An 18,866-nucleotide genomic window follows, 5' to 3' on the forward strand; every position below is an offset into this window, starting at 1 on the left:
GGCATCGGCAAGGAAATCGCGCTGGAGCTGGCCAAGGCCGGCGCGGCCGTCGCGATCGCCGACCTGAACCAGGACGGCGCGAACGCGGTCGCCGACGAGATCGTCAAGGCAGGCGGCAAGGCGATCGGCGTCGCGATGGACGTGACCAATGAAGATGCCGTGAACAGCGGCATCGACAAGGTGGCCGAAGCGTTCGGCTCGGTCGACATCCTCGTGTCGAACGCCGGCATCCAGATCGTCAATCCGATCGAGAACTACTCGTTCGCCGACTGGAAGAAGATGCAGGCGATCCACGTCGACGGCGCGTTCCTGACGACGAAGGCCGCGCTCAAGCACATGTACAAGGACGATCGCGGCGGCGTCGTGATCTACATGGGTTCGGTGCACTCGCACGAGGCGTCGCCGCTGAAGTCGGCGTACGTGACGGCCAAGCATGGGTTGCTGGGTCTCGCGCGCGTGCTGGCGAAGGAAGGCGCGAAGCACAACGTGCGCTCCCACGTCGTGTGTCCGGGCTTCGTGCGCACGCCGCTGGTCGACAAGCAGATTCCGGAGCAGGCGAAGGAGCTCGGCATCAGCGAAGAGGACGTGATCAAGAAGGTGATGCTGGGCAACACGGTCGACGGCGTGTTCACGACGGTGCAGGACGTCGCGCAGACGGTGCTGTTCCTGTCGGCGTTCCCGAGCGCCGCGCTCACCGGCCAGTCGGTGGTCGTCAGCCACGGCTGGTTCATGCAGTAACGCGGGTACGGGCGGTGTAGCCCCCTTCGCGCTGGACGGCACAAAAAACGCGCTCCATGGAGCGCGTTTTTCATGTCGGCAGGGCGGGGCCGGTGACAGGCGCCGCCCGGTGCAGCTTTACTTCAGGACCGCTGCGACCGCGTTGGCGACCGCGTCGAGGTTGCGTGTGTTCAGCGCGGCGACGCAGATCCGGCCCGTGCCGACCGCATAGATGCCGAACTCGTCGCGCAGGCGATCGACTTGTGCCGAGGTCAGGCCCGAATACGAGAACATCCCGCGCTGCGCGTTGATGAAGCTGAAATCGCGATCGACGCCGCTTGCCTTCAGGCGCTCGACGAGACCATTGCGCATCGCACGGATGCGATCGCGCATTTCGCCGAGTTCCTGCACCCACGAAGCATGCAGTTCCGGCGACGCGAGCACCGCCGCGACCACCGCGCCGCCGTGGGTTGGCGGGTTCGAGTAGTTCGTGCGGATCACGCGCTTCAGTTGCGACAGCACGCGCGTGGCTTCTTCCTTGCTCGACGTGATGATCGACAGCGCGCCGACGCGCTCGCCGTACAGCGAGAACGACTTCGAGAACGACGACGACACGAACGCGTTCAGGTCGGCCGCGGCAAACAGGCGCACGGCAGCGGCATCGGCTTCGATGTTCTCGCCGAAGCCCTGATAGGCCATGTCGAGGAACGGCACGAGGTTGCGCGCCTTCACGACTTCAACGACCTGTTGCCATTGCGCTTCGGTCAGGTCCACGCCGGTCGGGTTGTGGCAGCACGCGTGCAGCACGACGACCGTGCCGGCCGCGTAGCCGTTCAGCGCCGACAGCATGCCTTCGAAGTTCACGCCGTGGGTGGCTGCGTCGTAGTACGGGTACGCGACGACCTCGAAGCCGGCCGCTTCGAACAGCGCGCGGTGGTTTTCCCAGCTCGGATCGCTGATCGCGACCTTCGCGTTCGGGTTCAAGGTGCGCAGAAAATCGGCGCCGATCTTCAGCGCGCCCGTGCCGCCCAGCGCCTGGGCCGTGACCACGCGGCCTGCCGCGATCAGCGGCGAGTCGTTGCCGAGCAGCAGCTTCTGCACGGCCGCATCGTAGGCGGCGATCCCGTCGATCGGCAGGTAGCCGCGCGGCAGGCCGGCCTCGACACGCGCCTTCTCCGCGTCGCGCACCGCGCGCAGCAGCGGAATCTTGCCGTCTTCGTTCGTGTACACGCCGACGCCGAGGTTGACCTTGGTCGGACGCGCATCGGCGTTGAAGGCTTCGTTCAGGCCCAGGATCGGGTCGCGGGGAGCAAGCTGGACAGCGGAGAAGAGCGACATGATGATTCGGCAGTAGTGAAAAGAGGGTCAGGCTTTCAACCGGCGGGGCGGGCGCGGTGGACCGCGCCTGCGGCGCGACGCCGGAAAGCGCAGCAGCCTGACATTGTAGCGAATTCGTGCTGACGGGGGCGGTGATTCCGTCGCGATGAGGGCGGCGAATCGCGATTTCGGGCGGCCGTCGCGCGTCAGGAGCCGACAGCAGTTCGCGCGGCCGCGAAGCGCTAGAATGCTTTCTTTGCCCTTGCTCCGGCCGCATTCCATGTCCGAACATCATGCCGAAGTCGGCGACGCGCTCGACGAATCCAAATTCGTCACTTTCGAAGGGTCGCCGTTCCAGCTTTACCAGCCCTATCCGCCCGCGGGCGACCAGCCGACCGCGATCGACACGCTCGTCGAAGGCGTCGGCGACGGCCTTGCCTTCCAGACGCTGCTCGGCGTAACCGGCTCGGGCAAGACCTTCACGATGGCCAACACGATCGCGCGGCTCGGCCGCCCGGCGATCGTGTTCGCGCCGAACAAGACGCTCGCGGCGCAGCTTTACGCGGAGTTCCGCGAGTTCTTCCCGCGCAACGCGGTCGAGTATTTCGTCTCGTATTACGACTACTACCAGCCTGAGGCCTACGTGCCGCAGCGCGACCTGTTCATCGAGAAGGATTCGTCGATCAACGAGCACATCGAGCAGATGCGGCTGTCGGCGACGAAGAGCCTGATGGAGCGCCGCGACGTGGTGATCGTCGCGACGGTGTCGGCGATCTACGGTATCGGCAATCCGTCCGAATACCACCAGATGATCCTGACGCTGCGCACCGGCGACAAGCTCGGCCAGCGCGACGTGATCGCGCGATTGATCGCGATGCAATACACGCGCAACGAGCAGGATTTCCAGCGCGGCACGTTCCGCGTGCGCGGCGACACGATCGACATCTTCCCGGCCGAACACGCGGAAATGGCCGTGCGCGTCGAATTGTTCGACGACGAGGTCGAGACGCTGCACCTGTTCGATCCGCTGACCGGGCGCGTGCGGCAGAAGATTCCTCGCTTTACCGTGTACCCATCGTCGCACTACGTGACGCCGCGCGACACCGTGATGCGCGCGGTCGAGACGATCAAGGACGAACTGCGCGAACGGCTCGAATTCTTCCATCGCGAAGGCAAGCTCGTCGAGGCGCAGCGCCTCGAGCAGCGCACGCGCTTCGATCTCGAGATGCTGCAGGAGCTCGGCTTCTGCAAGGGCATCGAGAACTATTCGCGGCACTTCTCGGGCGCGGCGCCCGGCGATCCGCCGCCGACGCTCGTCGACTACCTGCCGCCCGATGCGCTGATGCTGCTCGACGAATCGCACGTGCTGATCGGCCAGCTGAACGGCATGTACAACGGCGACCGCGCGCGCAAGGAAAACCTCGTCAATTACGGGTTCCGCCTGCCGTCCGCGCTCGACAACCGGCCGCTGAAGTTCCCCGAGTTCGAGCGCAAGATGCGCCAGGTCGTGTTCGTGTCGGCGACGCCGGCTGACTACGAGAAGCGCGTGACGGGGCAGATCGCCGAGCAGGTCGTGCGACCCACGGGCCTCGTCGATCCGGAAATCGAAGTGCGGCCGGCGAGTTCGCAGGTGGACGACGTGCTCACCGAGATCAACGCGCGCGTGAAGGCCGGCGAGCGCGTGCTGATCACGACGCTGACGAAGCGCATGGCAGAACAGCTGACCGAGTTCCTGGCCGACCATGGCGTCAAGGTGCGTTACCTGCACAGCGACATCGATACGGTGGAGCGCGTCGAGATCATCCGCGATCTGCGGCTCGGCACGTTCGACGTGCTGGTCGGGATCAACCTGCTGCGCGAGGGCCTCGACATTCCCGAAGTGTCGCTCGTCGCGATTCTCGATGCGGACAAGGAAGGCTTCCTGCGCGCCGAGCGCTCGCTGATCCAGACGATCGGCCGCGCCGCGCGCAACGTGAACGGCAAGGCGATTCTCTATGCCGACAACATGACCGAATCGATGAAGCGCGCGATCGGCGAAACCGAACGGCGCCGCGCGAAGCAGATCGCGTACAACGAAAAGATGGGCATCACGCCGCGCGGCGTCGTGAAGCGTATCAAGGACATCATCGACGGCGTCTACAACGCCGACGACGCGCGTGCGGAGTTGAAGGAAGCGCAGCAGCGCGCGAAATTCGAGGACATGTCGGAAAAGCAGCTCGCGAAGGAAATCAAGCGTCTCGAGAAGCAGATGGCCGATTACGCGAAGAACCTCGAATTCGAGAAGGCCGCCGCGACCCGCGACCAGCTTGCCGTGCTGCGCGAACGCGTGTTCGGCGCGAACGTGGGCGACCACATCAGCGGCGGCCGGTAAATCTTTCCAAACGTCACCGTATCCTTTTGGTAAAGCGCCTGTAAGCCTTGTCGAATCAGGGGTTTACGGCGCTCTCCGTTTGTTCCGAAACTGGTTCAGTGCTAAACTTCGCATGTATTGAGAATAGTTCGCATTAACGTTCTTCGTCGCGTTAGTGTTTCCAGCGGGCGGCCGGCGGCGGCCCGCGTTTCGTCAAGATAGTCAGACAAATAACAAGGAGTGTCCATGTTGGGTTCTTCGTTCATCCGCACGACGGTTGCGGTAGCGGCGGCGCTGGCCGCGATGTCCGCCTCGGCTGCCGAGTATCCGATCGGCAAGCAGCAGATCCAGGGCGGCATGGAAATCGGCGCGGTGTATCTGCAGCCGATCACGATGGACCCGGAAGGCATGATGCGCAAGGCGTCGGATTCCGACATCCACCTCGAGGCCGACATCCATGCGGTCAAGAACAACCCGACCGGTTTCGCCGAAGGCGACTGGATGCCGTACCTGCAGGTCACGTACAAGCTGACGAAGCAGGGCGACACGAAGTGGAAGGCCGAAGGCGACCTGATGGGCATGGTCGCGAGCGACGGCCCGCACTATGGCGACAACGTGAAGCTCGCCGGCCCGGGCAAGTATCACCTGACGATGGTCGTCAAGCCGCCGATGCAGTCCGGTCACATGGCGTTCGGTCGCCACGTCGACAAGGAAACGGGCGTGGGCCCGTGGTTCAAGCCCATCACGCTCGAATACGACTTCCCGTTCGCCGGTATCGGCAAGAAGGGCGGTTACTGATCGGTGGCATCACGAACGGCGCGCTTCGGCGCGCCGTCGGCGTAGAGAACCCAGAATGAAAATTCCCCAGAAAATCGTTGCCGCAGCCGCTGCGCTGTGGCTTGCCGGCGCGGCGCAGGCGGCCGATCTGCCGACCTTCAAGCTCGAGATGACGGACGGCAAGCTGAATCCCGCGCGCATCGAAGTGCCGGCCGGCCAGCGTTTCAAGATCGAGATCAGGAACACCGGCAAGGGCGCCGCCGAATTCGAGAGCGTGCAACTGCGCAAGGAGAAGGTGCTCGCGCCGGGCGCCGATTCGTTCGTGGTCGTCGCCCCGCTGTCGCCGGGCGAATACAAGTTTTTCGACGATTTCCACCAGCAGGCACAGGGCGTGATCGTCGCGAAGTAACGCGTTTTATCTGCGCGCGGGCGCGCCAGTCCCTTGCCCCGAGCGTCAGGAGGTATCGATGGGTCAGATTTTGTTCATCGTCTGGCGGGAGAGCGTCGAAGCGCTGCTCGTCGTCGGCATTCTCTATGCATGGCTGAAAAACGGCGACGACGACGCGCGCCGCGGCCTGCCTTTCCTCTGGGCCGGCGTCGGCGCCGGTCTGCTGATGGCCGTCGGCCTCGGCGCCGCGCTGGTCGGGTTCACCGAAGTGTTGTCCGGCGACGCGCAGGACTATTTCCAGACGGCGATGGTGCTGATCGCATGCGTGCTGATCGTGCAGATGGTGCTGTGGATGCGCCGGCACGGCCGCACGCTGAAGCGCGACATGGAGCAGTCGCTGCAGCAAAGTACGCGCGATTCGAACTGGTGGGGCGTCGCCGTGCTGGTCGCGCTCGCGATCGCCCGCGAAGGCAGCGAGACGGTGATCTTCCTGTACGGCCTGGGTTTCGGCCAGTCGGGCCACGTCGACGGCAGCCAGATGCTCGCGGTCGTGATCGGTCTCGGTCTCGCGTTCCTCACGTTCTATCTGCTGCAGCTCGGCGGCAAGTACTTCTCGTGGCGGCATTTCTTCCGCGTCACCGAAGTCATGCTGCTGTTCCTCGGCGCGGGCCTGTTCCAGACCGGCGTCGACAAGCTGATCGACAAGGAAATCCTGCCGCTCGGCATCTCGCAGGTGTGGGACACGTCCGCGATTCTCGATGATTCGGGCACCTTCGGTTCGCTCGTCGCGACGCTGACCGGCTATCGCGCGCATCCGGCGCTGACCAATCTGGTGGCGTATGCGGTGTACTGGGCGGTCGTCTGGCTGCTGATGAAACGCGCGAGCCGCCGTCCGGCCGTCGCAGCGGGTCGCGCGGCATGAGCGTTGTCGCCGCCGTCAAGCCGGGTTGGCTCGCGCAGGCCGGCCAGTGGATGCAGCGCCACGGTGCGCTGATCCGCGGTATCCAGTGGATCGTCGTCGCCGTCTACGCGTTTCTGATCATCGTGCCGGCCGTGTTGCCGCTGCCGGACGATTCCGCGCACCTGTGGAACAACCTCACGCTCATCGCGCAATTCGCGTTCTGGGGCATCTGGTGGCCATTCGTGCTGCTGTCGATGGTGATGCTCGGGCGCGTCTGGTGCGGCGTGCTGTGCCCCGAAGGGGCACTTACCGAATACGCGAGCAAGTTCGGCCGCGGCGGCCCGATCCCGCGCTGGATCCGGTGGGGCGGCTGGCCGTTCGTCGCGTTCGGCATCACGACGATCTACGGGCAGATGGTGAGCGTGTACCAGTATCCGCTCGCGGTGCTGTTCGTGCTCGGCGGCTCGACCGTCGGCGCGATCGTGATCGGCGTGCTGTACGGCCGCGAGAAACGCGTGTGGTGCAAGTATCTGTGTCCGGTCAACGGCGTGTTCGGGCTGCTCGCGCGGCTTGCGCCGATGCGCTACAAGGTCGACGAGGATGCGTGGCGCCGTTCGTACAAGAACGGCGAGCACGGTCATCGCGTGATTCCGATCAACTGCGCACCGCTGGTACCGTTGCGCAACATGAAGGGCGCGGCGGACTGCCATATGTGCGGCCGCTGCAGCGGGCACCGCGACGCGATTTCGCTGTCATTGCGCTCGCCGTCCGACGAAGTCGTGAACCTCGGGGCGGAGCGGGCCAATCCGTGGGACACCGCGCTGATCCTGTACGGCCTGCTCGGCGTGGCGATCGGCGCGTTCCACTGGACCGTGAGCCCGTGGTTCGTGCAGATCAAACAATGGCTCGCGGGCTGGCTGATCGACCGCGACATCACGTGGCCGCTCGAGACCAATGCGCCGTGGTTCCTGCTCACGCACTATCCGGATCGCAACGACGTGTTCTCCTGGCTCGATGGCGGGCTGGTCGTCAGCTACATCGTCGGCACGGGGCTCGTGTACGGCACGGCGCTGCTGGTGTTGCTGGCCGGCGCCACGCTGATGCTCGGCCGCTTCGATCGCGTGCGCCTGCATCACCTCGCCCAGGCACTGATCCCGATCGCCGGCGCGGGCGTGTTCCTCGGGCTGTCGGCCACGACGCTGTCGTTGCTGCGTGCCGAGCATGTGCCGCTCGGCTGGGCAACCGACGTGCGCATCGCGATTCTGGTCGGCGCCAACGTATGGAGTGCGTGGCTCGCGTGGAAGGTCACGGGGCGCTATGCGGCGTGGCCGCGCCGGCTCGCGGCGTTCGCGTGGTTCGCCGTCGGGCTGGCCGTCGTCGACAGCGCATGGTGGCTGATGTTCTGGGGGTTCTGAAGCGGCGCGCATGCCGCTTCATTCGGCTGTCGTGCATTGCGCGGCCACTTATATGCAGGCGGCGTGCTTCGCACATTGGTTGCCCAAACAAAAAAGCGACACGTCCATCGACGTGTCGCTTTTTCTTCCTTGTGCGAGAACCAAAAAAGTGGCTTGGCTTGCTGCAACGGCTGCTTGAGTGTGTTTGCACGAAGGGGTCTAGATCTCGCGTGCAAGCCGTTACGCTGGCTACTGCCCAACACCTCTCAGGGAGGTGGTCCCCACAATACTCGGTCGTTACTTCGTCAGGATCAGTTTGCCGAGCCGCGTCGCCCGCAACTGATAAGTCTCTCCGTTATGCGCGATGCTGACGTGGCTTTGGCCTTGCAGCAGCGCATCGCTGTTGACAACCCGCGTGCCTGCATCGCGGTTGCCGGCGGGTTTCGCCGGCGTGGTGACCGCTGCCGTCTTCTGGCGGCTGCTGGCTGCGGTGCCGGTGGTGCGGCGCAGGGTCAGCGTGGTCGGGCGCATGGTGTCGGTCATTCGGTTTGATCGGTGACTGTCGATACGATGGAATGAATTCTAAATGATAACTATTCCCATTTACAAAGACTCTTTATCGATCGAAACGTCTGATCTGATAGTTTGAATCAAAGCGGCGGCTCGCAGGCCGCCGCCGGATTCAGTGCAGCGGATCGGGATCCTTGCGGCCCTGCGCGTATTCGCGGATCAGGCGAACGGTGTCGATATCCGACGTGCGGTACGCCTCCTTGACGATCCCGTGCGTCTGTCGCGCTTCTTCGCTGTCGTCGGTGACCGTCAGCGTCGTGCGGTAGTCGAAACGCAGGAACAGCTCGTGGTCGTCGCGCTCCTCGATCGTCATTGTCAGCGAACCGCCGATCTCGCCATCCGCCGCGCGGATGTCGTAGCGGACCTGCTGGTTCGGCGTGAACGTCACGTGGTCGCGCACGGTCGCGTGACCGTAATGGAGTTCGCGTTCGAGCGTCGTGTCCGTCCGCTCGCGGATGACGCAGCTGTCGAGGCCGATCACGAACAGTTGCGGCTGTTCCGCACGTAGTACGAGGCCTTCCCAGAGCTGGTCGCGCGTGAGGGTCGGCACGCCCGGTTCGTCGGAGTTGATCTGGATCAGGTGTTCGAAGTTCAAGGGGCGGGTTCCTTCTGGTGGCGGGTGGCCACATGGTTCAAGAACTTATTGTGACGCAAAACCACCGGCTTCGCGGCACCTGCCGCCCGATCCGATTCACGCTTCGATGCGACCCATGCGACCGGTCTGATAGTCGACGACAGCCTGCCGGATCTCTTCCTCGGTATTCATCACGAACGGGCCGTAACGGACGATCGGCTCGTTGAGCGGCACGCCGCCGATCAGCAGCAGGTCGAGCGACGTGTCGCCGGCAGCGAACGTGACGGTGTCGCCATCGTCGCCGTAGACGATCATGTGCCGTGCGTCGACAGCCTGCCTGTCGGGCCCATAGAGGCCCGTTCCGTCGATCGGATAGGCAAACACGCGATAACCGGCCGGCACGGGCTGCGTGACCGTTGCGCCGGGCTCCAGCGTGAAGTGCTGATAGAGGATCGGTGTGCGTGTCTCGATCGCGGCCTTTACGCCGAAAGCTTCGCCCGCGATGACGCGCACGCGTGCGCCGCCGTCCGGCGACGTCGCGGTCGGAATGCGGGCGGCCGCGATTTCCTGGTAGCGCGGCGCGATCATCTTGTCGCGGCGCGGCAGGTTGACCCACAGCTGGAAGCCGTGGGAGCGTCCGCCTGCCTGAGCGAACGCCGGATCCGGCATCTCGCTGTGCACGACGCCGGCGCCGGCCGTCATCCACTGCACGTCGCCGGGGCCGAGTGTGCCGGCATGGCCGGACGAGTCGCGATGGCGGAAGCGCCCGTCGAGCGCGTAGGTCACGGTCTCGAAGCCGCGATGCGGATGGTCGGGCGCACCGACGGCTTCGCCGGGGGCGTAGTCGATGGGGCCCATTTCATCGAGCAGCAGGAACGGATCGAAATCCATCAACAGCCGCGTCGGGAACGGGCGGTGAACCACGAAACCGCCGCCTTCGGTGGTGCGAAGCGCGGGGTAGGTGCGATCAAGCGAGCGAGCGGTGGTCATGGGAAGCCCTCGAAATCATCGGAATAGCGTTATTTTCGAAACATAGCGCTATTATATTGGGCGTTTTACCGGGCGATTGGCGGCGGTTCGCAATGGATTGTTCTGAAATTGGAACGATGAGATGAATATCGATGCACATAACCTGAACGACCTGATGTACTTCTCGCAGGTCGTCGAACATGGCGGCTTCTCGGCCGCCGAACGCGTGCTGGGCATCTCGAAATCGCGTCTGTCGCGGCGCCTGACCGAGCTCGAGGCGGCGCTCGGCGTGCGCCTGCTGCAGCGCTCGACGCGCAAGCTCGCACTGACCGAGGCGGGGGAGCTGTTCTACCAGCATTGCCAGGCGATGCTCGCCGAAGCGCGGGCCGCGATGAACGCGGTGCAGCAGTTGCGCGCGTCGCCGCGCGGCTCGGTGCGCGTCAGCGTGCCGGTGACGCTGTCGCAGACGATGCTGTCGCGCATCCTGCCCGAATTCCTGCGCCGTTATCCCGAGGTGAAGGTGCATGTGCGCGTGACGAATCGCGTGATCGACCTGTTCGAGGATTCGATCGACGTCGCGTTGCGCGTGCGCTCGGAGCCGCCGCAGAACGCGAACATCGTCGTGCGGCCGCTGTGGCGCACCGAGCAGATGCTGGTCGGCGCGCCGAGCCTGCTGAGCCAGAATGCGCCGCCGCTGGCGCCGGACGACCTGACCGGCTTCGAGACGCTCGATACGCCGAGCGTCGACGGCCGGCACGTATTCAACCTGATCGCGCCGGACGGAACGCGCCACGTGCACGAGCATGATCCGCGTCTCGTGACGGCCGACCTGATGACGATCCGCGAGGCCGTGCTCGACGGCCTCGGCATCGCGGCGCTGCCGGAAATGATGTACGGCAACGCGTTGCGTGCGGGGCAGTTGTCGCCGGTGATGCCGGGCTGGACGCTGCCGGTGCCGCAGCTGTATGCGGTGTTCGTGTCGCGGCAGGGGATGCCGCCCGCGGTCCGTGCGTTCGTCGATTACCTGGTCGAGAAGCTCGACCACGGCGCGTACAAGGAGCCGGGTTGCCCCGAGCGCGCGAAGAACGAAGCGGCGGCCGATGTTTCGGCCACCTGAACACGGCATGCACGACGACGCAAATTTGTTTTGTCATTGAAGCGTCGCCTGCAATCGCAAGTTTCAATCGCCGGAACCTTGAATGCGTGCGCGGGCGGGCCTATATTGAAATCCCATTTCGCGAAGGAAGTTCTGAGCGAAATCAGGTGGCCGCATATATTGCGAGCCAGATAGGGCAGAACGCGCAGTCCGTGCAGACCACGGCAGAGTCGCATTTGCGTTGCTCGAGGCGTAACCGATACCGCCGAAGAGCCCGCCGCCCGAAGGCGCCCGCGTGCGCATGAAAAAAGGCCTTCATCTGGCGATGAAGGCCTTTTACTTTGTGTGCGGCCGGCCAGGTGCGGCCGGCCAGGTACGCAGTGACTACTGGCTGCCGCCGACGACGGAACGTGCGCGCGTTACTTCGCTTTCGCGCCCGGCTCCGTCACGAAGCCGAGCTTCGTCAGGCCGCCTGCCTGCGCATCCGACATCACTTCCGCGACGTGTTCGTAGGCGACCTTGCGGTCCGCGCGCAGATGCAATTCCGGCTGCGGCGTACGCTTCGCGGCTTCCGCGATGCGTGCCTGCAGCTGTTCGCGCGTGACCGTGTGGTCGTCCCACAGGATCGTGCCGTCGCCCTGGATCGCGACGTCGACGGTCTGCGGCTTTTCGTCGACGGGCTGGCTGCTGGCGTGCGGCAGGTCGATCTTCACCGCATGCTGCATCGCCGGGATCGTCACGAGGAAAATGATCAGGAGTACGAGCATGACGTCGACGAGCGGCGTCATGTTGATCTCGCTCATCACGGCATCGTCGTCATCGTCGCTGAAACCGGTGTTCATGGCCATGGTTCACCTCGTCTCAGCTGGCGGCGCGCGATGCGAGACGCAGGCCGTCGCGCGTCGACGACGACGCGAGGCTCGCGCCCGTCACGAAGTACGCATGCAGGCCGTGCGCGAAGCGGCGCAGCTTGCTGACGACACCCTTGTTCGCGCGGGTCAGCGCGTTGTAGCCGAGCACCGCGGGAATCGCGACGAACAGGCCGAAAGCCGTCATGATCAGCGATTCGCCGACCGGGCCCGCGACCTGGTCGATCGACGTCTGGCCGGTGGCGCCGATCGCGAGCAGCGCGTGGTAGATGCCCCAGACCGTGCCGAACAGGCCGACGAACGGCGCCGTGCTGCCGACCGATGCGAGGATCGCGAGGCCGCTCTGCATGCGCGAGATGCCTTCGTCCATCGTGTCCTTCAGGCAGCGCGTGACCCAGTCCGATACGTCCATGCGGTCGTGCAGGTGCGGTTGCGTCTGATGGTGGTGATCGGCGGCTTCCTTGCCCGACAGCGCGAGCGCGAGGAACGGGTTGTCGTTCGGCGTCGATGCGGCGAGGCCGAGCTTCTTGATGCCGTCGTCGAAATTGTCGGAATGCCAGAATGCCTGTTCGGCGTTCTTCGTGAGGCGGTTCAGGCGGATCACGTTCCAGCCCTTCATGACGATCACGATCCACGACAGGACCGACATCACGAGCAGCGTGATCGCAATGGCGCGCGTGACGAAATCACCTTGCGCCCAGACGTGCGCGATACCGTAGCTTTGCATTTTTTGTTTCCTTTGAATCTTCCGGATGTTAATCAGTGAGCCCGAAGCTGTAGGGCTGTGTGCGGGCGGCGCGGATCGCCTGGCCGTTCTCGACGTACGGGCGGCAGGTGGTCGCGCGCATCGCGTCGAGTGCGGCATCGTCGAGGCGCGGATAACCGCTGCTCTTCTGCAGATCGATGCTTTCGATCTTGCCGGTCACGCCGACGACGAAGTGAACGTAGGCGGTGCCCGATTCGCCGCGGCGGCGCGACATCGACGGATAGTCGGGCTTCACGAAGTTGCATTGGAGCGTCGGCACGTTCTTCGGTGCGCTGACCTGCATCGTTTCGCGCGCCGGGCCCGGCGTGGCGGCCGGTGCCGCGGGAGCGGGCGCGGCGGGAGCCGGTGTCGGATCGGCGGCGGGAGCGGGCGTGGGCGACGGGGCCGGCGACGGCGCAACCGGCTGCGGGGTCGGCTTCGCCGCTTTCTGTACCGGCTTCGGCTCGACCTTCGGCTTCACGCGCGGCATGGGCTTCGGCGGTGCGGGCTGGGGGATCGATTCGGCCGCGACCTGCTGCGCGATCGGCGCAGGCGTGATGAGCTGCGCGGTGATCGTCTGGACCTCGACCGATTTCGGCGGCGGCGCGTTGCGATGGAGCCATGCGGCCGTCAGCATGATCGCGTGTGCGGCAAGCACGCCGACCGCGACGACGATCACTCGGGGATTCATACGTGGTGCAGCCGGCATGGCGCCGGCAGGAGCGAGATGCGAAGCCTGCATGTTAGCTTGAAAGAACGACGTCGCACCCGGGGCGCGGCGGGTGAATCGGCATCACTTGCGGAAGATCAGCAGCGAGATGCAAACGGTGGTTACGAATCCGATCAGCAATTCCATCACAGGCTCCTTGACAGGTAAGCCGTTGGCTCGCGCAGACGATGGCTTGCTGACGGTCAAGACAAAAAATGCGGCCTGGGCCGCATGCGCATGCTCGGCGCCGCTCAGGCGGCCTTGCGGTCGTAGAACGTGACCGGAATCGGATGCGCATGATGCTCGACGCCGCAACGGCTCGCGCAGACGCCTTGCTCGGCCATGAGGTCGCGTACGGACTCCTCGCACTTGCCGCAGCACGTGGCCACGCCGAGCTCGAACTGGAGTTCATCGAAAGAGTTCACCCCCTCGGCGAGGGACGCGCGAATCTTGCGATCGGAAACAGACTTGCACACGCAGACGATCATGATGAGTTGCGATAGCTAACGTTAATGCGAATTATTATCATTAATTTTGCGGAGATTGACAAGCCTGGGGCGGGCTTTTTTTAAGGTCATCGGACCCTTGAAACGACGGAGGGCGAAGGGGCGGCGGCCGGGCGCCGCCGGCCCGCGTCAGGCGGTCGCGCAGGCGCGTGCGTTCGGCGAGGAAATGGTGACGGATTCGACCGGCGCATCGAGGCCGAGCAGCGTCGACGCGAGCGCGCGCAGTTGCAGGCCGTCGCTCGTCGAGCAGAAGCGCGGCAGCGCGGCATGCGTGCCGGCCGGCGCGCGCAGTCCGCGCTCGTCGAGCACCCGCGCGAGCTGGCGGGCGATGGCATCGCTCGTGTCGACGATCGTCAGGCGCTCGCCAACAAGGTCACGAATCGTGTCTGTGAAGAACGGGTAGTGCGTGCAGCCGAGTACCAGCGTATCGGCGCCGTCGTCGAGCATCGGCTGGATGTAACGCTCGAGCAGCGCGCGCAACGCGGGCGAATTCGTGTCGCCGCGTTCGATCGCTTCGACGAGCCCGTGGCCGGGCTGGCAGATGAAGCGGCGGCCGGCGCCGTAGCGATCGAGCAGCGCCTGGAAGCGTGGGCTGTTCAGCGTCGATTGCGTCGCGAGGACGCCCGCGACGCCGGTCGTGGACAGCGCGGCGGCCGGCTTGATGCCTGGCTCGACGCCGACGAGCGGAATCGACAGGCGTTCGCGGATGGCCGCGATCGCCCGTGCCGTTGCCGTGTTGCATGCGATCACGAGCGCTTTCGCGCCTTCGCGGGCGAGCCATTCGCCGATCGCCAGCGTGCGTTCCGTGATGAATGCCTCGTCGCGCGGGCCATACGGCGCGTGGTGCGAGTCGGCGACGTAGACGAACGATTCGTCGGGCAGGTGCGCGCGCACGGCGCGCAGCACCGACAGGCCGCCGAGCCCCGAATCGAAGATGCCGACAGGGGCGGCGGCGCGCGGCGCGGGTGCGGCGGACGGGTTCGTCATCGTCGGGGCGGGCGGCGGGCCGGCGGGTGGGGCGATTACTCGGGCGAACCCATCATCGTTTGCTGATAGTTCTGCAGGCCGACCTTGCCGATCAGGTCGATCTGCGTTTCGAGCCAGTCGATGTGCTCTTCGGTGTCGTCGAGGATCTTTTCGAAGATCTCGCGCGACACGTAGTCGCGAACCGATTCGCAGTAGGCGATCGCTTCCTTGCAGGTGGATTGCGAGATCTGCTCGAGCTTCAGGTCGCACTTCAGGATCTCTTCGGTTTCCTCGCCGACGAGCAGCTTGTGCAGGTCCTGCAGGTTCGGCAGCCCGTCGAGCATGAACACGCGCTCGATCAGCCAGTCGGCGTGCTTCATTTCGCCGATCGACTCGTCGTATTCGTGCTTGCCGAGCTTCTCGAGGCCCCAGTGCTTGTACATGCGCGCATGCAGGAAGTACTGGTTGATCGCCGTGAGTTCATTCTTCAGTTGGGCGTTCAGATATTCGATGACTTTCTTGTCGCCTTGCATGGCTGTTCCTTGTTCAGTGGGGCTTCAGAAACCGAACGATAATCGCTCGAACGAGAAAAGCCAAGCCTCGAAGCCTTGTCGGGCCTGCTTTTTGCGTGTAATGAGAATCAGCCTTGAACGACCGGCCGAACACGATAATGAGAATGAGAAGTAAAAAGGCCGGACGTGCGTCCGGCCTTTCGTTCGATCGCGCTTAAGCGGTGGCGACCGGGATCTTGCCGATCTTCGCCTGCCATTCCTTCGGACCCGTCTGATGCACCGACGTACCCGACGAATCGACGGCCACCGTCACCGGCATGTCCTGCACGTCGAACTCGTAGATCGCTTCCATGCCGAGGTCTTCGAACGCGAGCACCTTCGCGCCGCGGATCGCCTTCGACACGAGGTAGGCCGCACCGCCGACCGCCATCAGGTAGGCCGCCTTGTGCTTCTTGATCGCGTCGATCGCGACCGGGCCGCGCTCGGCCTTGCCGACCATCGAGATCAGGCCGGTTTGCGCGAGCATCGTCTCGGTGAACTTGTCCATGCGCGTGGCGGTCGTCGGGCCGGCCGGGCCGACCACTTCGTCGCGCACCGGATCGACCGGGCCGACGTAGTAGATCACGCGGTTCGTGAAGTCGACCGGCAGCTTCTCGCCCTTCGCGAGCATGTCGGCGATGCGCTTGTGCGCGGCGTCGCGGCCGGTCAGCATCTTGCCCGACAGCAGCAGCGTCTGGCCCGGCGTCCAGCTCGCGACTTCTTCCGGGGTCAGCGTGTTCAGGTCGACGCGCTTGCTGGTTTCCGTGTTCGGTTCCCAGTGCACCTTCGGCCAGGCGTCGAGCGACGGCGCTTCAAGCTTGGCCGGGCCCGATCCGTCGAGCACGAAATGCGCGTGGCGCGTGGCGGCGCAGTTCGGGATCAGCGCGACCGGCTTCGAGGCCGCGTGCGTCGGCGCCGCCATGATCTTCACGTCGAGCACGGTCGCGAGGCCGCCGAGGCCCTGTGCGCCGATGCCGAGCGCGTTGACCTTCTCGTGCAATTCCACGCGCAGTTCCTCGACCCAGTCCTTCGGGCCGCGCGTGATGATTTCCTGGATGTCGATCGGCTCCATCAGCGATTCCTTCGCCATCAGCATCGCCTTCTCGGCGGTGCCGCCGATGCCGATCCCGAGCATGCCCGGCGGGCACCAGCCGGCGCCCATCGTCGGGACCGTCTTCAGCACCCAGTCGACGATCGAGTCGGACGGGTTCAGCATCACGAACTTCGACTTGTTTTCCGAGCCGCCGCCCTTCGCCGCGACCTGCACGTCGACCTTGTCGCCCGGCACGATCTCGTAGTGGATCACGGCCGGCGTGTTGTCCTTCGTGTTCTTGCGGGCGCCTTCCGGCGGGTTGACGATCGACGCGCGCAGCACGTTGTCCGGGTGCGTGTAACCGCGGCGCACGCCTTCGTTGATCATGTCGGTGACGCCCATCGTCGCGCCGTCCCAGCGCACGTCCATGCCGACCTTCACGAAGATCGTCACGATGCCGGTGTCCTGGCAGATCGGGCGCTTACCTTCCGCGCACATGCGGCTGTTCGTGAGGATCTGCGCGATCGCGTCCTTCGCCGCCGGACTCTCTTCCAGCTCGTACGCGCGGCCGAGGGCCTGGATGTAGTCGAGCGGATGGTAGTAGCTGATGTACTGCAGCGAATCCGCGATGCTCTGGATCAGGTCTTCCTGTTTGATGACGGTCATGGCTGAGACTCTGTGGGGACAGTGGGAATGGTTTGCCGACGGGTCAGGCCGCCGGTCGGGACGCCGCGGGCGCATGCGCCTCGTGGAAATGGGCCGGGTGCGTGTGCGTCGTCAGGCGATCGACCCACGCCATCACGAGCGCCGACACGAGGAACGACACGTGGATGATCACCTGCCACATGATCGCGTGCGTCGTGTGCTGGTCGGGGTTGATGAAGGTCTTCAGCAGGTGGATCGACGAAATGCTGATCAGCGCCATCGACAGCTTGACCTTCAGCACGCCCGCGTTCACGTGGTCGAGCCATTCGGGCTCGTCGGGATGGCCCTCGATGCCGAGCCGCGACACGAACGTTTCATATCCGCCGACGATCACCATGATCAGCAGGTTCGAGATCATCACCACGTCGATCAGGCCGAGCACGGCGAGCATCACGCTGATTTCGTCGAGGCCCGTCGCATGCGACAGCAGGTGCCAGACTTCCTTCAGGAACAGGAACACGTAGACGGCTTGCGCGACGATCAGGCCGAGATAAAGCGGCACCTGGAGCCAGCGGCTCATGAAAATCAGCGCGGGAAGGGGGCGAAGCGGGCGGCGGCCGGGATGGCCGGGCGAATGCGGGGCGGACATGTCGGGGTACGGGCGCGGTGCGCAGGTATCGGGGGTAATCTTGAAAAGGCGCGCTATTGTAACGCGTCGGCCGGCGCCGCTGCAGCGACGCGCCGCCACGGCCGGGGACGGATCAGGAAGCGGCCGCCGGCACGCGTTTTCCGCGCAGGCTCGCGAGCACGATGCCGGCGACGACGCACGCGAGCGCGATGCCGTGCGCGAGCGTCGGGCGCTCGCCGAGGAACGCGATGCCGTACGCGGCCGCGGCGATCGGCAGCACCGCGCTGAACACGCCGGCGAGACTGCCCGGCACGTGCCGGATGCCCTTCATCCACAACCAGAACGAGAAGATGCTGGCCGACAGCCCGTACCAGACGACGAGCGCCCAGGTGCCGGCGGGCATGCTCGCGTAATCGAAGTGCCACAGCGCCGTCGCGCCGAGCGGCAGCATCAGGAACAGCCCGAACAGGTGGGTATACGCGCAGATGTCGATCGGGGCGAGCGTTTGCGTGAGCCGGCGCGACAGGATCACGTAGATCGATTCGCAGCACACCGCGCCGAGGATCAGCAGGTTGCCGATCAGCGAGCCGGACGCGTCGCCCTGCGTGCCGTGACCGGCCGCGCTGCCGTTGGCGAGGTTGATCGTCACGACCCCGACGATCGCGAGCGCGATCGACACGAGCGCACGGCCGTTCGGTTTTTCACGCAGGATCAACCATGCGAACAGCGCGACGATCGCGGGGATCGTGCTCGTGATGACGCCCGCGGCCACCGCGCTCGTGCGCTGCACGCCGTTGAGCATCAGCAGCGTGAACATGAAGGTGCCGAAGAACGCCTGCAGGAACAGGTTCAGCCATTCGCCGCGCTTGACCGCGCGCATCTTCACGGGACGGAACAGCGGCCACAGCACGGCGATCGCGATCACGAAGCGCAGCGTGGCGAGGATGGCGACCGGGACGAATGCAACGATGGATTTACCGATACCGACGTTGCTGCCGACGAACAGCATCGACAGGATGAGGAAGAGGGCGTAGCGATTCAAGCTGGAATCCGGAAGGCGAGGTCAGTTAGGATTGTAGGGTCGCGGTCGTAACAGCGTAAAGCCGACCTCGGTGCGGCGCGCCCGACCCGCGAAACGGCCATGCCGCGTAAGTGACGGGT

20 protein-coding genes are annotated in these 18,866 nt (G+C 65.0%); 7 read left to right on the forward strand and 13 right to left on the reverse strand.

The genetic code is table 11. The features are described 5' to 3' along the window. On the forward strand, nucleotides 1-738 hold a 738-nt coding region (locus AC3IFE_RS09470; protein WP_489190363.1), incomplete at its 5' end, for a 3-hydroxybutyrate dehydrogenase. A 117-nt stretch (nucleotides 739-855) separates the two neighbouring features. On the opposite strand, the gene AC3IFE_RS09475 is transcribed toward AC3IFE_RS09470, so the two are convergent. Next, nucleotides 856-2,055 (reverse strand): amino acid aminotransferase, encoded by a 1,200-nt coding sequence (locus AC3IFE_RS09475; protein ID WP_089467875.1) that lies wholly within the window; start codon nucleotides 2,053-2,055, stop codon nucleotides 856-858. Nucleotides 2,056-2,314: 259 nt separating this feature from the next. On the opposite strand from AC3IFE_RS09475, the gene uvrB reads away from it, so the two are divergent. The 5 genes from uvrB to AC3IFE_RS09500 all read left to right on the forward strand — a co-directional run bounded on the left by uvrB (nucleotide 2,315) and on the right by AC3IFE_RS09500 (nucleotide 7,865). Next, nucleotides 2,315-4,405 (forward strand): excinuclease ABC subunit UvrB, encoded by a 2,091-nt coding sequence (gene uvrB / locus AC3IFE_RS09480; RefSeq protein ID WP_050018183.1) that lies wholly within the window; start codon nucleotides 2,315-2,317, stop codon nucleotides 4,403-4,405. A 225-nt stretch (nucleotides 4,406-4,630) separates the two neighbouring features. Continuing rightward, the gene (locus AC3IFE_RS09485; RefSeq protein WP_006483880.1) at nucleotides 4,631-5,182 is read left to right on the forward strand and encodes an iron transporter; all 552 of its coding nucleotides are present in this window, start codon (nucleotides 4,631-4,633) and stop codon (nucleotides 5,180-5,182) included. 55 nt (nucleotides 5,183-5,237) lie between these two features. Next, complete coding sequence (locus tag AC3IFE_RS09490; RefSeq protein WP_027810193.1) at nucleotides 5,238-5,570, forward strand: cupredoxin domain-containing protein; 333 nt, start codon at nucleotides 5,238-5,240, stop codon at nucleotides 5,568-5,570. A 58-nt stretch (nucleotides 5,571-5,628) separates the two neighbouring features. Next, complete coding sequence (locus tag AC3IFE_RS09495; protein WP_059504039.1) at nucleotides 5,629-6,471, forward strand: FTR1 family iron permease; 843 nt, start codon at nucleotides 5,629-5,631, stop codon at nucleotides 6,469-6,471. Next, entirely contained in the window at nucleotides 6,468-7,865 is a 1,398-nt protein-coding gene (locus tag AC3IFE_RS09500) for a 4Fe-4S binding protein (RefSeq protein ID WP_301740375.1), read from the forward strand. The genes AC3IFE_RS09495 and AC3IFE_RS09500 overlap by 4 nt, the downstream gene beginning before the upstream one ends. 276 nt (nucleotides 7,866-8,141) lie before the next feature. On the opposite strand, the gene hemP is transcribed toward AC3IFE_RS09500, so the two are convergent. The 3 genes from hemP to AC3IFE_RS09515 form a co-directional block, all read right to left on the reverse strand. Further along, nucleotides 8,142-8,387 (reverse strand): hemin uptake protein HemP, encoded by a 246-nt coding sequence (hemP, locus tag AC3IFE_RS09505; RefSeq protein WP_034207822.1) that lies wholly within the window; start codon nucleotides 8,385-8,387, stop codon nucleotides 8,142-8,144. A gap of 139 nt (nucleotides 8,388-8,526) precedes the next feature. Beyond that, the gene (locus AC3IFE_RS09510) at nucleotides 8,527-9,009 is read right to left on the reverse strand and encodes an SRPBCC family protein (protein ID WP_089467873.1); all 483 of its coding nucleotides are present in this window, start codon (nucleotides 9,007-9,009) and stop codon (nucleotides 8,527-8,529) included. A gap of 96 nt (nucleotides 9,010-9,105) precedes the next feature. After that, a complete protein-coding gene (locus AC3IFE_RS09515; protein ID WP_489190364.1) occupies nucleotides 9,106-9,978 on the reverse strand; it encodes a pirin family protein in 873 nt (290 codons plus the stop codon). A 121-nt stretch (nucleotides 9,979-10,099) separates the two neighbouring features. Between AC3IFE_RS09515 and AC3IFE_RS09520 the strand changes: the two genes are divergently transcribed. Continuing rightward, nucleotides 10,100-11,074, forward strand: coding sequence for a LysR substrate-binding domain-containing protein (locus AC3IFE_RS09520; RefSeq protein WP_089467871.1), 975 nt, complete (start codon nucleotides 10,100-10,102; stop codon nucleotides 11,072-11,074). A gap of 398 nt (nucleotides 11,075-11,472) precedes the next feature. Here the strand turns inward: AC3IFE_RS09520 and AC3IFE_RS09525 are convergent, their stop codons facing one another. From AC3IFE_RS09525 to AC3IFE_RS09565, 9 genes are all read right to left on the reverse strand, one after another. Continuing rightward, nucleotides 11,473-11,901 (reverse strand): ExbD/TolR family protein, encoded by a 429-nt coding sequence (locus AC3IFE_RS09525; RefSeq protein WP_006478310.1) that lies wholly within the window; start codon nucleotides 11,899-11,901, stop codon nucleotides 11,473-11,475. Between the two features lie 13 nt (nucleotides 11,902-11,914). Further along, nucleotides 11,915-12,649, reverse strand: a complete 735-nt coding sequence (locus AC3IFE_RS09530; protein ID WP_089467869.1) for a MotA/TolQ/ExbB proton channel family protein — start codon at nucleotides 12,647-12,649, stop codon at nucleotides 11,915-11,917. Nucleotides 12,650-12,677: 28 nt separating this feature from the next. Further along, entirely contained in the window at nucleotides 12,678-13,409 is a 732-nt protein-coding gene (locus AC3IFE_RS09535; protein WP_489190365.1) for an energy transducer TonB, read from the reverse strand. Between the two features lie 218 nt (nucleotides 13,410-13,627). Beyond that, nucleotides 13,628-13,864 carry a (2Fe-2S)-binding protein gene (locus AC3IFE_RS09540; protein ID WP_006482749.1) on the reverse strand — a complete coding sequence of 79 codons (237 nt, stop codon included), beginning with the start codon at nucleotides 13,862-13,864 and terminating at the stop codon, nucleotides 13,628-13,630. A 147-nt stretch (nucleotides 13,865-14,011) separates the two neighbouring features. Beyond that, nucleotides 14,012-14,869, reverse strand: coding sequence for a glutamate racemase (murI, locus tag AC3IFE_RS09545; protein ID WP_489190366.1), 858 nt, complete (start codon nucleotides 14,867-14,869; stop codon nucleotides 14,012-14,014). A 35-nt stretch (nucleotides 14,870-14,904) separates the two neighbouring features. Beyond that, a complete protein-coding gene (gene bfr / locus AC3IFE_RS09550; protein ID WP_011352652.1) occupies nucleotides 14,905-15,381 on the reverse strand; it encodes a bacterioferritin in 477 nt (158 codons plus the stop codon). Nucleotides 15,382-15,574: 193 nt separating this feature from the next. Continuing rightward, complete coding sequence (locus AC3IFE_RS09555) at nucleotides 15,575-17,098, reverse strand: fumarate hydratase (protein WP_489190367.1); 1,524 nt, start codon at nucleotides 17,096-17,098, stop codon at nucleotides 15,575-15,577. 43 nt (nucleotides 17,099-17,141) lie between these two features. Next, nucleotides 17,142-17,726, reverse strand: a complete 585-nt coding sequence (locus AC3IFE_RS09560; protein WP_012492727.1) for a TIGR00645 family protein — start codon at nucleotides 17,724-17,726, stop codon at nucleotides 17,142-17,144. Between the two features lie 112 nt (nucleotides 17,727-17,838). Continuing rightward, the gene (locus AC3IFE_RS09565; RefSeq protein WP_489190368.1) at nucleotides 17,839-18,747 is read right to left on the reverse strand and encodes a DMT family transporter; all 909 of its coding nucleotides are present in this window, start codon (nucleotides 18,745-18,747) and stop codon (nucleotides 17,839-17,841) included. Nucleotides 18,748-18,866 lie beyond the last annotated feature (119 nt).

This window comes from Burkholderia sp. APQ4-4ca (assembly GCF_057837105.1).